Origin of the sequence: Pseudomonas sp. PvP089 (assembly GCF_017875165.1) — a bacterium.
Lineage (GTDB): Bacteria > Pseudomonadota > Gammaproteobacteria > Pseudomonadales > Pseudomonadaceae > Aquipseudomonas > Aquipseudomonas fortuita.
The window spans coordinates 2,887,111-2,901,410 of record NZ_JAGGME010000001.1 but is presented as its reverse complement, the minus strand read 5'-3'; the positions used below and the strand labels follow the sequence as shown (position 1 = coordinate 2,901,410).

General features: G+C 52.0%; 9 protein-coding genes. 7 read left to right on the top strand and 2 right to left on the bottom strand.

Features of this window, described 5'->3' with window-relative positions; all coding sequences use genetic code 11:
* Positions 1-1,138: 1,138 nt before the first annotated feature.
* A complete protein-coding gene (locus tag J3A71_RS13425) occupies positions 1,139-2,287 on the bottom strand; it encodes a hypothetical protein (protein ID WP_012314159.1) in 1,149 nt (382 codons plus the stop codon).
* 1,015 nt (positions 2,288-3,302) lie between these two features.
* Between J3A71_RS13425 and J3A71_RS13420 the strand changes: the two genes are divergently transcribed.
* The 6 genes from J3A71_RS13420 (at position 3,303) to J3A71_RS13395 (ending at position 10,960) form a co-directional block, all read left to right on the top strand.
* Positions 3,303-4,004: a hypothetical protein gene (locus J3A71_RS13420; protein ID WP_012314158.1), complete on the top strand. Its 702-nt coding sequence runs from the start codon at positions 3,303-3,305 to the stop codon at positions 4,002-4,004.
* Positions 4,005-4,183: 179 nt separating this feature from the next.
* Positions 4,184-4,435 carry a hypothetical protein gene (locus J3A71_RS13415; protein WP_012314157.1) on the top strand — a complete coding sequence of 84 codons (252 nt, stop codon included), beginning with the start codon at positions 4,184-4,186 and terminating at the stop codon, positions 4,433-4,435.
* A gap of 432 nt (positions 4,436-4,867) precedes the next feature.
* Positions 4,868-5,503, top strand: coding sequence for a hypothetical protein (locus J3A71_RS13410; RefSeq protein WP_042111387.1), 636 nt, complete (start codon positions 4,868-4,870; stop codon positions 5,501-5,503).
* Positions 5,500-7,380: a DDE-type integrase/transposase/recombinase gene (locus J3A71_RS13405; protein ID WP_012314155.1), complete on the top strand. Its 1,881-nt coding sequence runs from the start codon at positions 5,500-5,502 to the stop codon at positions 7,378-7,380. Before J3A71_RS13410 ends, J3A71_RS13405 begins: the two co-directional genes overlap by 4 nt.
* Before the next feature lie 93 nt (positions 7,381-7,473).
* Complete coding sequence (locus J3A71_RS13400) at positions 7,474-8,421, top strand: TniB family NTP-binding protein (protein WP_012314154.1); 948 nt, start codon at positions 7,474-7,476, stop codon at positions 8,419-8,421.
* On the top strand, positions 8,414-10,960 hold the full coding sequence (locus J3A71_RS13395) for a TniQ family protein (RefSeq protein WP_158246729.1): 2,547 nt from the start codon (positions 8,414-8,416) through the stop codon (positions 10,958-10,960). Before J3A71_RS13400 ends, J3A71_RS13395 begins: the two co-directional genes overlap by 8 nt.
* Before the next feature lie 209 nt (positions 10,961-11,169).
* Here the strand turns inward: J3A71_RS13395 and J3A71_RS13390 are convergent, their stop codons facing one another.
* On the bottom strand, positions 11,170-12,549 hold the full coding sequence (locus J3A71_RS13390; RefSeq protein WP_060518311.1) for an NAD(P)/FAD-dependent oxidoreductase: 1,380 nt from the start codon (positions 12,547-12,549) through the stop codon (positions 11,170-11,172).
* A 546-nt stretch (positions 12,550-13,095) separates the two neighbouring features.
* Between J3A71_RS13390 and J3A71_RS13385 the strand changes: the two genes are divergently transcribed.
* Entirely contained in the window at positions 13,096-14,295 is a 1,200-nt protein-coding gene (locus tag J3A71_RS13385) for an NAD(P)/FAD-dependent oxidoreductase (protein WP_096426186.1), read from the top strand.
* Positions 14,296-14,300: the final 5 nt, after the last annotated feature.

Genomic DNA, 14,300 nt, shown 5'->3' with positions numbered 1-14,300 from the left:
CAATTTTTGATCGCTAATTTCTAAATTCCTATAGCGCCATTAAACAGCTGACGCACTCACGACACCAGCGAGTCAGCGATGAGATAGGTTGGGTTCGGCGCTGGTGAAAGGCAAGAACATTTTAAAAGGGTTTCAACCTGAGGACTCTGTGATCCGACAGAAAAAACTATGCGCATTCCAGGCGCCGAACCCCAGGCCAACCGGGCGAGTTTTCCGAGGACTGTTCGCCGCTAGACAGACGGTTGCCTGTGATCGGTTCATCAGATGATTGGAGCATCTGGAAACCTTGGCGTAAGCCTGGAGTGAGCACGACACGGTTCCCCGTAAGGAGAGCGGTTTTATCTACCGGCGAGGGATTTGTGGTCCCATTACGCTTGAAGATTCTGCGGGCGGCAAGAGCATCCATAAGCGCATGCATCTCGACAATGTTCTCGGGATCACCTGGGTTCGAGTAATCGATCTTTGAACAAACAGGTTCATAGCCACATAATCAAGGGGTCGACGGCGAACTCAGTTTTCGCCATTGGCAGCCATCATTTCGACGCTAGTCCCCAGCCAGCATGACTGCGCTATGGCGCTCTGGTTCAGCTCATCCAATAGCTACCTGAGAGGCCTGATTCCAAGATGTCATGATGGACGACCTGGCGTGGGTACTGGATGCAGCCTGAAGCGATGCGCATGGGACGCTATTCAATTGACGAGCAGATTCATCACTTGGCGTTGACTTCAACGAGGGGTTTTTCCTCGGTCAGCAACAGACGATAGAGCTAACACCACAGGGTCACCCATCAGCGCAGGCATGGCCTGACACCTAATGTGGCGCTAGCGATCGTTGAATAGCGTTGTCGTACCGTTTCACGAAATCCTGATCGCTGTGCACTCCTGATCGGGTTTCTAAAGCCGGCTAGGTCAGCACCGCCCAAGCCAAATTGGTCAACCGTGTACGCCTAGTAGATGACTACCGGGATATGCCCATATGAAGGTCTGAACATATCTGCAAAAAAATGTGCAGAACCCCGTCACCAAAAATCCCTGGCCAAGCCACGAAAGGCCCGCCCCTGTTGAGCTATAAGGGCTGGAAAGCGGCGCGAAAAAATGTGCAGTCTTGCCCCCAAATTGATCTAGGCATCACGCCCCTTCAAGGTGGGCCCTGACCACCAACAAGTCGAGGGCTGCCGCGACGTCGTTTACCCCCAGGGCGAAGCTGACTCCAATCCACCTGCCGGGCTAATGCATCATGCTCCAGCCAGTATTCCAGCACGCGTGTAAATGCCGTCGTGTAAGCCAACCGTTTGAAAGTAAAGACGGCGTCAGCTCGCCATCGTCGTTGCCGCGCGCATCGCGCAAGCAATTCGTCGACAGCGGGAGCCGCTAAGTCTTCCACCCCCTCTGCACTAAACAGAGCCAAGTCTGAAACGAACGGTACGCAACAATGCTGGCCTGGTTTGGGGTTGTTGAAGATACTCAAATCATGAAACATCAAGCGCAGCGTGCGCAATGCTGCAGCTTCGCTCAAACAATACTCGAGACGCAGTTGCGCTTCTAATGTGGCCAAGCGAGCCAGGCGGCCCTCAAATTCTTTCACATCTTGCGGCCATCCCGGTACCGGCCATAGAACACCGCGGCGCATCAATTGATCGATCACCAGAAATAACGCAGTGGCACTTGAACTCACATTCGGATGCAGGCAGTGCAGTAAAAAGACGAGTGCGAATCGCCGAGCAAGCCAGCACCGCGTTGTTTGGTATTGAGGCGCCCGACTCGCCAGTACGGCGAGTTGGATGGACAGTACCGGCCACTCGCCAAGGAGCATCAACCGCTGGCGCGCTGTTGGCGAAGCTTCAAGAAAAGGTCGCTGGTTAATGTGCAGTCGGCGTAATGGCTGATTAAGCATCTTGATCAGATATCGGCGACTCGGCCGCCGCTTCCCTCTTCCCAAGGCATCTAGCAGCCGCGCTGCCTGCTCCAGATGTAGCAGAACAGTCCACAATGGGCTAGCCAGTGTCATCAACACGATGGGAAAGGCACGGCAGGCCGCTTCACGCACCCTTAGCGACATCATCACTCCACTGCAAAAGCGAGACCACTTACCCCGACAGCCTTCACTGGCAAAGCCAAAAACTACCGTTTCAAATCTCTTCCCATATTCCCCAAAGGCGTCGTATGGCGCTGGAGCCGCAACGATATCCGCTGCGCTGGCCAGTGTTTGAGCCACTATGCGCGCGTAAATGCTTCTGATCGTGCCTCGCAGATTGGAAGGTAAGCCGTCACCCTCGGTAGCCTTCACGACGTCGCCCCCTACTAGATGTTCACTTTATTAAACACCTTTTTGAGGCCATTGATAGAGCCAAGTAATGAAGGCCGGAAAAATTAATTCAAAATCGGTAACAATAATTAAAAATAAAAAGCTCGATACATATATTTAAACAGCATAACCCGATCATTTGGGCATTTCTACGAAAAAGATTTCGCAAAACTCCCAAATATTGCGTTGCGAGAACTCCAGCAGGGTGAGCCACAATACGAATCCGAAGCGGAAAACGACCCTAACTTGACCAGCCTGGAGAACCATCATGGTGCGCCGCGATAAGATCCTCTACATGCCTGCACTCCGGAAAACTGCTTGCCAGCGCCAGGGTGTTCCTGAGCGCCGTTGGTCCTTTAAAGCGTCTCAAACCACCGCTAAAGCGTCCGCAACGCAATTTGAGGCAGCTTTCCTTTGGGAGCGGAACCAAATTGGAGCGGAGCTGGTGATAGGGGATGAAACGTGTACCGATATTTACGCATCCCAAATTGCTTGGGCTGCACGCTCACACGTGATTTGGGCCTATCGCTTCGCAGAAACACTCGCAACTTTGAGAAAGACTCCTTGGGTCGTTGACCCCCGTTGTCTCATGCAGCGCCGAGCACATATCCATTCCAAGAAACATTACTCATTCAATTCTCTCGTAATCGGCTCCTCACTTAGCGCTCCCTGCCTCCTTATTAGGCCCATGCCCGCGTTCCCTTCCCACTTCCGTAAGTGGGCGCGGTTGCAAGTAGGCAGGTCGTGTGCCGACGCTGATGGGTGCATAGCCCTGACGGCTACTCGTCGCCGCATGATTTTTTCCGCTTTGACCGTCTTTCGAAGGACGCACGTGCTCTCGTTCTCCTGAAGACGCGAAGTCTATGCAAAAACGCATAGGGATCCTGCGATGAGTCCTGGAGCAAACTTCTCTGTGGTCAGTCCTGCTCATTGCGGTGATCCCTTTCATACAACGACCGGCCAACATTGATTGGTGCGTAGAAATCAGGAGGTAGCTATGTTCACTTATCCTTTCAGCATGCTTCCAAACGGTGTCTCGGTAACTCAGCCCCCCTCTTGGAAGAGCATTCTCTCAACACCACGCCTCGCGCATTTCCGGTCCATGAAAAATGGCCTGATCATGTCCTGCAACCCAAGGCACGCCTCCTTCTGTATCCGCCTCGAATGTGACTGGCGAATTAACGCTTATACCAACCGTCCGTTTGCCTTCCACTTCACCGATCAGCATTACACCGTGTATCCAACCTACGTTGCTTGCCTGACTGATGGGACCTGTTTGCATTATCAGTTGACCACGCGCGAGCAGAGGTACGATCCCGAAATCCGCAGCCTTCTGCGGCAGTGCCGCGTCTGTTTTGCAGATGTTGGACTCACCTTGAAACAGGTCGATGTCGGCCTGGACTGCCCTTCACTTCGTCGCCTGTACCACGAAGCCACTCTCGGTTCCGCCTCACAGATCCCGGCCATTCAGCAATTGCTGAAAGAGCAACCCCATGGGCGGGCGACGCTTGACTATCTGCTCCATCAGGGCATGCAAAAATACGATGTCGCCTACGGTCTCTTCCATCATTTCCTGGCTGCAGACCTGACCCGGCCACTGACAGCGGAAACTGAAATCGCAACAGCTAAAGCTATGCCGCCTCATCTCCCCACCGGCTCGCCTGCTAGTGATGCCCCTTTGCTGTCAAGCGCAGCCTAACGGGCCTGGCTTGACCTGATGGACGCGGTCGTTAACAGAAACCTTCTACGATCGAGAGCAACTGTATCGCTTTTGGGACGCACCTCAGAGCCGACTCCGGTCACGGCGGTGACGCAAGCTATTGCAGCCGCCTGCCCCCAAAAATTCATGTGAATCGACACACTCAAAAGGAGCAAACAATGATTATCTCTTCTGAACATGCATTAAAGTCTGTGCTTCGCGACGACCTAGATGGCGGTGCACCCCAACATTACATTGTCGATAGAGCAGCTGAATATGTACCTAAAAACATACTAGGCACGATCATGATGCTGGGTTGTGAAATCTACTACTGCGAACCAGCTCCACCCAATCAAAAACCTTACATAGAATCATTTTTCCGCGTCCTACCCAAAGAATTAGAGGCTCTGATGATAAGGTCAACTTTTTAGCTTCTGCTGATCCCGACGACTGTGAAGATACAGTCCATGCGCAGATCACGCGCCTACGAACATCGCCAAAGGCGACCAGGCATGGCCGCCTAATTAACTGCCACCAGTTTGGCTTTTATTTGGTCGAACAGCAACTCACTGTGTAACCAAACGACTTTTCTCAACCAACTGATGTTACTGGTCCGAGCTATCAGTTGACCACGTCTGAACAGATGTACGATCCCGAAGTTCGCAGACTTCTACGGCTATGCCAAGTGTGTTTCGACAGCAATATAGAGGTGTCCTCGCCGCCAGGCGTTCTACGATCGTGATCACCTGTCTCGCCATAGGGACGCACCACAGCCTCCACTGTAGCCACTGCGTTGGCGAACCAGCCATCACAACCGGCTGCCCCCAATTGATTTGAGTCAACGCACTCAAATGGAGCAAGCAATGATTACCTCCGCCGAAAGTGCAATCAAGTTTTTGCCTCGCAAGGAACTACGTAGGGGCTGTCATGGTAAACGAGTGACCTTGTTGTATTCGCGTAAGAATGACACCCCTGTGGCCTGCGCCAACGTCCTGCAAGCCGAGCAGTGCATTTACCTTGAATACCGTAAGGACGTCATCGCCTACGAATGCCGCCCGCCCACCCTTTGCCGAGGCACAACCGTGTTCAATGCTGACTTCCTGGTTCATCTAAAAACGGGATCAAGGGTGTATTACAAGGTGCTCAGTCCGCGTTTTCGGGAGATGCCTGACGCACAGCAAGCAATGAATGCAGTGGAGACCATGCTGCTGGATAGCGGCTACTTCTTTCACTGGATTGAGCATGCCCAACTACCCAATTCCATCATTACCCAAAACTTGCAGTACCTCTACCACCATAGCTTGGCTGGAAGTGAAAGCTCTGCACAGCGGGTATGCCAATTGGTGAGTGACGTACAACCTAACCGAACGGATCTAAAGACCCTTATAGACATGGATGTGGCCACCTCAGATATCTGTTACGCAATTTTTCAAGGCCATCTGTCGGTCAACCTCAATCAAAAGTTGACACTGTCGACCCACATTTGGAGGCAATCATGAACGCGTTCGAAATGAAAGTCGGGGAGCGCTACCAGTACCGCGGCTGCCGCTACGAAGTTACCCAGATTCGCGGTGAACACATCCAATTGCGAGCGACCGAAGGCACCAAAACTATACTGCGGAACACTTTGCCCCTACTCTATGGGGCATGGAAAAGTGGTCGACTTGTAAAAGTTCAAGAAGCACCTATCCAACATGAACCTACAGCTGTTCTGGCTGGATTACCCAAGCGTATTGCAGAAGGATATAACCGCCGGCAGCATTATACGAAGCCGGTCAATGATCGCTTCCCAGGCAGGCTGCCTAGTGTCCTGACACGAGCATTGATTCACAAACTTGCTCAACAGATCAATGATATCAGCGCGCCAAGCCTGAATACCGTACGGGGATGGGTCCGCAAACTGCGACTCGGCGGAGAAAACTATATTAGCCTAGTACCGAAGACCCGAACCAGACTCAAGCAACGGATAGACAATCAGCCTCACGAGGTACAACAAATCATTGAGGCGGAAATTAAGCTCCACTACTTAAATGAGGAACCTGCCCGAAAAACCGAAGTGATCGACACGATTCTCGAGACACTCGACGAAGTTAATGAGACCCGCCCCCTCTACGACAAGTTAAAAGCTCCGTCCTGCTCGACCTTGAATCGAATCTTACGGGAAGTCGATAGCTATGAAAAAGATCTCGCACAGAAGGGTGTTAAGTATGCCCGCCGGCAGCACCACTGGTCCGTTAAACACAGTAGGGCAACACATGTCTTGGAACTGATAGAGGCCGACACCCAAATGCTGCATGTAATATTAGTCGATCAGTTTGGCCAGGTAATTGGGCGACCATACTTGACCGCCTTTATGGACGTTTGTAGCCGAATGATCTGCGCGTGGGCTGTATCATTCAATCCACCCTCTTTGGACACCACATTAAGAGCGCTTCGTTTGTCCTTGTCTAGCGACAATCCATATGGCGGTGTAGGCCAACGTTACGTTTTTGATGGTGGACCTGAGTACATAGCTGAAAACTTACAACGCATTATCATGATGCTGGGCGGGGAAATCTGCTACTGCGAACCAGGTTCTCCCAACCAAAAGCCCCACATCGAAGCTTTTTTCGGAACTCTTTCCAAAGAGCTAATTCACCTGATGCCAGGGACGACTTTTGCCGCCCCTGCTGATCGCGGCGAGTACGACTCCGAGGAGCGAGCAATGTTGCAACTTGACGAGTTAGTCGAATTTATTGGCCGATGGATTTCAGAGGTTTACGCTGAACGGAGACACAGCACCATCGGAATTTCACCCCGGCAAGCCTGGGAGAAATACAGCAACGCTCTTTTTCAACCAAAACGATACTCATCGGATGAACTAAACAAACATTTTTGGCAAGCATTCAGAGCGACGCCAAGCCAAGGAAGGTTACGCTTTGATTCGCTGTTTTGGACAGGCCCAGCGGTCGGCTACCTTGCTAATCAGTATTCCACAGAGAAGAAACTACTGGTTTATTACGACCGTAGCAATTTAGGAAAAGCTTGGGTCTGCCACCCTGATCACCGTGAAGAGGTATTCGAATTAGAAGCGGTAGACGCTGACTATCAAGACGGCCTTACCCTGCACCTCCATAAGCTCATACAAAAACGCGTGCGCGAAGACCGGCAGAAATTTAACTCTCGCGTAGCACGGAGAGCCAGGGTCAAAATCCTGCGTGAGATCTCCGATATTAAGAACAAGAAAAATCGGCTCAAACGTCATCGTATTGAAGAGTGCAAAGAGGGAATGCAACTCAAGCCGAAGAAAAGTAAGTTGATCCAACGCACGAAACCTGTAGTGGATTACCCCTATCATCAAGACACACCAGATGATTACTCGGCACCTGGAATTTAACGCAGCAGCAAATCAAATTAAGGGAAAAAACCTGCATTTACCTTCACTACCTTTCAGTGGATCAGTGAGGGCTAGATATCCTTGGAGGTCATCATGACACCGGACATGGCCAGTGCCTTGCACGCATTTGATAAAACCATCATTTTCTACCCAAGCTTTCGCCGAGCGTTTTCGCAAATCCAGAACGCGATTGAAAACACACAAACATTGGGGAGGCCAGTTTGTGCTTTACTTTCTGCCCCTAGCGGGCTTGGAAAATCGACGCTGCTCAACTATTTTCGCACCCTTCACCAACCCGACGATGTTAGGGAAGACGGTGTCTACACACGGATGCCAGTAATCTACTGCGAAGTTCCTGCCCAAGCAACCGTCAAAGGCCTTATAACTAATATCTTGCGCATGTTGATCAATCGGACACCTGGGGGCACACGAGAAAAGCTGACGCACCAACTCGTCACGTGCTTGATCACAGCAGGTGTCAAAGTAATTTTTCTCGACGAAATTCAACGCCTGTGCGTCACCGCCGGGGAAAACGTTCGGGTTGACTCGTTAGCATGGATAGTTTCTCTTTTGAATACACTCCGGATTCCAATTATTCTTTCGGGCACCGAAGAGTGCATAAATATTCGTGACAACAACAGAGCTTTTGCACGCCGTTATCCATACCTAGTAGAGTTGAATAACTTCCATTACTCAGAAGGGCCGGATTCTGAGTTTTATTCGATGCTCCAAAAACTTGACTCCAGTATGTACCAGCTAACACCGCTCGGTCTTGGGGCGCATCTGAACGACCGAGCTATTGCATCGGCGTTATACGTTGCCACCAATGGTAACATCGGGACACTGCGCCTTATTATCAGCGACGCCCTAAAATATTGCCTCAATCGTAACGGAACCATGTCCCTTACTGCAAATGACTTCCTAATCGCCACTGAATATATTGATCTGCCCGAACGCCTAAGCGCGACCAACCCTTTCACACTCAGCTACTCGGAGCTCAAAGAAATAATAAACGAAAAAGATGGAGACCCTGATGAATAACTTACTATTTATTCCTATCCCACAAGCGGAAGAAAGCCCCACCAGCATACTTAAACGCATGGCATTTAAACATGGATGTTTTTACGGGCGTGAAATTTTCAAAATCTTGGGCACTACCTCCATTAGCTCTGCTCCTATTTGTCAAGACAATCCAGCAATAATGAAAATGGCTGAGGAGGCTGGCCATCTTCGAGACCTAGTCCTCAATGGTTTCTACCCGCCCGCACCAGATGAGGTAGTGACATCTTCATTGATAATCAGCGGCATAAAAGTGCCTAGAAAGTACATAAGAGCACGCAACAATGCATTTTGCTCTAACTGCTGGAAAGAAGGCAAGGAACACTTCATAATAGACATAAAACTAAGCACATTTTGCCCATTCCACCACACTCAATACATTCTGATATGCCCACGCTGCAAAAAATCAATTAAATGGTGGAAGCCGATAGAGGACAAATGCCAATGCGGTTGCGTCCTCAAGTCGCCTCCCTGCGACCCAGCGGACACGGTGATTGAGCAATTTTTGCTTAAAATATTCCGAACCCATGACCAGGAAAAATTCGACGCATTGCAAAAAATTTTAATATCCATTACAAATTCATTTGCGTGTGACTGGCAGAGCTCAACAGGCCGAGCCATTTTGGGTATTGCAATAGGCGTTATCGACGAATGCCAATCACTGATAGAAGAAAACCTTAAGAAATTTCGCACCCTTTATCCAGACATACCCGCCCGGGTGCTGTTCGCTAAATTCTCTCGAATCCCACACCCTATGATGCAGAACTCAGTGTTACGCGTATTACGCCACCGCTGCAGTGAGGAAAAACCGCCCCTGCAATACAAAGATAACAGCTTAAATGCTAAGAAAGGTAAACCTATAGAGTTCATACTTATCAGCTCACAACTCATGGCGTGGCTTAAAATCCCGATGCCACACTGGCCTGCATTCGTCTCATCTGTTGTAAAAGTTAGTGACCGTGGCCCGTACACTTGGCGTCAGGCGCTCGCTATTTCTGACGCGGCGTTAAAATTCCGTCTCAACATCGGCAAACTAAAGGCAAGCCCAGCACTACCGCTACATCTGTCAAGATACGAGACAATGCAAAAATTATGCATTAGCCTAAAGATGCTCCGCGAGATCTTGAACGAAGGTCTTTTAACCGGACTGCGAACTCCGACCAGCAAATTAGTTATCACTACCGAATCCGTATCTCGGTTTGACGATGACTTAACGTCAATTGAGCTATTAGCAGCCAGCCACAACCTTACAACATCACGCATCTTCAAGGCGCGAGCAGCGCTTAGAATTTTGCCCCCTAGCTGCAGAAGTCGGCTATTACAAGAAAAATTGATACACCGGAAAGATCATTCAGCAATCATAGCCTACTGCAACTCCTCCGTAACTCCTCCGCCTGTACGCACACTTAACCTTCCCATGATTTCAGACTCACCCACCGAAACTTGGCTTACGGTTACAGAGGGTGCGTGCTACATGGGAAGGAGCAGAATGGTAATACGAAGTCTAGTTTCGAAGGGGCTATTAAAAGGCGCTTATACTTTCGAAACCAAAAATGGCTTCTCGGTTAGCAAAGAATCCATTGATACGTTTCTTGATAAACATTTCAACTCACGCGATGCAGCAAACCTACTTGGATGCGCTATAAATCGCCAATCTAGCAAAGCAGCTGAACTCAATATAGTTCCAGTCCGCAGTCCTGAGGTAGATGGCACGCCCTGTATCTTTTATTCTAAAGACAGTTTCAAGAACTTGCAGAACAAGACCGCTAAAGGAGCAACTATAGAAGATGGAAATGGCCTAACGATCACTGAAACTGCCAAACTTCTTCACGTAGACGCCGCAGCAATAGCTTCAATGGCAAATCGCAACCTTTTGAAGTCTATTTATCACCTGACACGTAAACGTCGGCTAATAACCAGCTCGTCAGTTAATGAATTTTATGAGCTTTATGTGAGAGCAGCTACTTTAGCCGATTGGTTAGGCATTACCCCTTCAAAAATCGTCAAAGCTCTTTCTCAGCTTGGAATTGCGCCAATCACAGGAAGTCCACTGGACATCTCGCGCTCGCGCTTATATTCTATTGAATCCTTAACAAATTCTCCTTTTTTCATTAGAAATACCTCCCCCGAAAAGAACCAACCACCTGCAAAACACCGAGCAGGCCTAGATCACTGCCTCAAACTAAATCTACACAATTTACAGAGCGTTATCAAATCCCACAACATAAGCCCTCTTGCATTTTACAACTTATTCAGCAAGCCAGGCACTATTAAAATTATCACCATTAACAAATTAAAATTCATCACCCCTATCGACAAAAATAAAATTGATGAAATCCTTAGTAACTATTACACTTGCCCACAAGCCAATCTCATTCTAAAACCTAAGTTTGCAGAAGCTCTAATTAAAACAGGTAAACTCATCGCGCGCTACCCGTTATCTTCTGCCACAACGACCCCTTTGCTGTCAAAAAAAGATGTACATGACTACATCAAGTCCCTTAAATCCTCAGAAAAATAATTAATTCTCTTAATTTTAGATCTCAAATCTTTGGCATGATTTGGCTCTTACTGTGACTGTTTTCGACAAAACTCAGAGAAACTTGACAGTCAACTGTTAAGTCATTTTGGCATTCCTATGTAATTCAAAGGGCAAAATTCACCGTCAGATTGAAAAATGGGGACTTCCCCGCTAGCCGCGCATCCTGATCACGAGGTCAGGCTCGGCGGCTACCTGCGCAGCACCTTCACCTCTGCTTGCTTGCCGTCCGTTTCGCGCAGGTACTCCTGCATCGAGTCGTCCATGGCCTGCATCCAGCGGGTATGGTGAGGCACTGCTTTGGTGCCGGTGATCACCGAGCGGTAGGATTTGTCACGGTAGCCCATGATGTCGTGCTTCTTGTCGGTCTTCCATTGCAGGAAGATGCGGTTCACCGCATCGATGTCGAAGCGCGGGTAATCCGTCTGCTCGATCAGGTGCTTGATGTATCGGCCCTGGAATTCATACATCGAAGCAGTAGTTGCCAGCCGCCCCTCATCCTCGCGCCAGCGCGCACTGTCAGCCTGCATGACCGCCTTGGCCGGCAGCTTGATGCGCCCCAGCATGTAGTCACGAGCAAACCACGCCTGTGCATCGAACAGGTTGAAGCTGTACCACAGGTCCTGCATGCCCAGGTAAAGCAGTTGCGGGTTTTGCTCCCACACCACGCCTTGGTACAAGCCGGCAGGCCACAGGCGGTTGTTGGTCTTGAGGGTGAGTTCATCGGGCAGGAACGGGAAGTGATGCTGGTAGCCCGTGCACAGGATGATCGCATCCACGCGCTTGTTCGAGCCATCGGCGAAGAACGCCAGGTCGTTTTCGACGCGGACCAGTTGCGGGCGCTCTTCCCAGCCCTTGGGCCATTTGTAGCCCATCGGCTGGGTACGGTAGGCCGTGGTGATCGAGCGCGCACCGTACTTGTAGCACTGCGAGCCGATGTCTTCGGCCGAGTAGCTGCTGCCGACAATGAGCAGGTCCTGGCCGTGGAATTCCATGGCTTCGCGAAAGTCGTGAGCGTGCAAGATACGCCCGGTGAAACGTTCGAAGCCTTCGAACTCCGGCACGTGCGGGGTAGAAAAGTGCCCGCTGGCCACCACCACATAATCGAACACCTGCTCGATGCCAAGCCCCGCGCCGTAGTCGTGGGCGCTGACGGTGAACTCGCGGGTGCTTTCATCGAAGCTGACATGCTTGACCACCGTGTTGAAGCGGATGTAGTCGCGCACCCCAGCCTTGTTTACGCGGCCCTGAATGTAGTCCCACAGCACCTCGCGCGGCGGGTACGAGGAAATCGGCCGGCCAAAATGCTCATCAAAGCTGTAATCGGCGAACTCCAGGCATTCCTTGGGGCCGTTGGACCACAGGTAGCGGTACATGCTGCCGTGCACCGGCTCGCCATGCTGGTCGAGGCCAGTGCGCCAGGTGTAGTTCCACATACCGCCCCAATCGGCCTGTTTTTCGAAGCACACGATTTCGGGCATGGGCGCGCCCTGGGCATGGGCGGATTGGAAGGCACGCAGTTGCGCAAGGCCGGACGGGCCGGCACCGATGATAGCGACACGAAGAGTCATAGTGATTCCTGAACAGTTGAACGCTGAAAAAATGCAAAGGCTCCCCAACCCCAAACGGCAAAAGACCGGGGGGTGGTGAAATTCAGGCGCTACGGTGCAGGTGGGGGGACGGGGCGTTTGCGCATCTGGGTCAGCAGAATGTTGACCGGCGGAATCGACAACACGTGGTACAGATTCGAAAGCGGAGAGAGGGTCATGGGGGCGGGCCCGTATCCATCTGCGCAAGGCGCGAAATGGGGGCCTGAAGGGCGGAAGATACGTGTGATCTCGTGCATGGGGGGCTGAAATGGCCTCTTTTCTTTATGGTTTCTTTTTTATCTATAACGGATGGGGGTGGGGATAGCAAGGTTTGCGGCCCTGCCGCCGGCAGCCAAGACAGCACGAAGTACGGCCTTTGCGTTCGTTCGTCCTCGGGCTCGCCTCATCGCAACGATGAAAAAAACTTGCAGAGACAAACTACGACCAATAGAGTCGTAGTTATTCGAGCGGCACCTATCGTGCGATCGAAGCCACCGTTTTCATCCCCGACCTTTGCGGAGCACCTGCATGAAATCCAACATCCTGATCATCGGTGCCGGCTTTGCCGGCGTGTGGAGCGCCCTGAGCGCCGCCCGGCTCCTCGACCAGGCCCAGCGCGAAGACCTGAGCATCAGCGTGCTCGCGCCGCAAGCGGAACTGCACATTCGCCCGCGCTTCTACGAGGCCAACGCACACACGTTGAAGGCCCCCGTGGGTGAGTTGTTCACTGCGGTGGGCGTGCATTTCATCACCGGTAACGCCCAAGCCATCGACGCCGATGCGCGCACCGTGAGCTACATCGACAGCCAAGGCCAGCGCCACCAGATCAGCTACGACCGCCTCATCCTCGCCGCTGGCAGTCAGGTAGCGCGCCCAGCAGTCCCGGGGCTGGCCGAGTACACCTTCGACGTCGACAAGATGGAGTCGGCCGTACGCCTTGAGCAGCATCTGACGGGCCTGGCTGCCCTGCCCCCTTCACCTGCCCGCAATACCGTGGTGGTCTGCGGTGGTGGTTTCACCGGCATCGAAACGGCCACCGAAATGCCCGCCCGGCTGCGCGCCATCCTCGCAGGCGCCGATGTGCAGGTGCTGCTGGTTGACCGTGGCGCCAGCATCGGCGCGGCATTGGGTGCAGGCATCAAGCCGTCGATTGTTGCCGCCTCGCAGGTTGCCGGCGTCCAGTGGCTGACTGGCACCTCGGTGGTGGCTGTCGATGCCGGTGGCGTCACCCTGGACAACGGCGAGTACATCGCCAGCAACACCGTGATCTGGACCGTCGGTGTCAAGGCCAGCCCGCTGACCGCTCAGGTTGCCGGCGAGCGTGACAACTTCGGCAGGCTCAAGGTCGACGGGCACCTCAAGGTCATTGGCCAGGACCACATCTATGCGACCGGCGATACTGCCTGGGCTGCTGTGGACGAAGCTGGCAACCACGCCCTGATGACCTGCCAGCACGCCATCCCGATGGGTCGCCACAGTGGCAACAACGCCATGGCCGACCTGCTGGGGCTGGCACCTGTGGTGTACCGCCAGCCCAAGTACGTCACCTGCCTCGACCTGGGTGAGTGGGGGGCGGCGTACAGCGAAGGCTGGGAACGAGAATTGAAACTGCAGGGCCAGGAAGGCAAGCACCTCAAGCGCCAGATCAACTCGGTGTGGATCTACCCGCCGGCAGCTGACCGCACTTTGGCGTTGGCAGCTGCCGACCCGATGATTGCCATCGTTTGATGCGA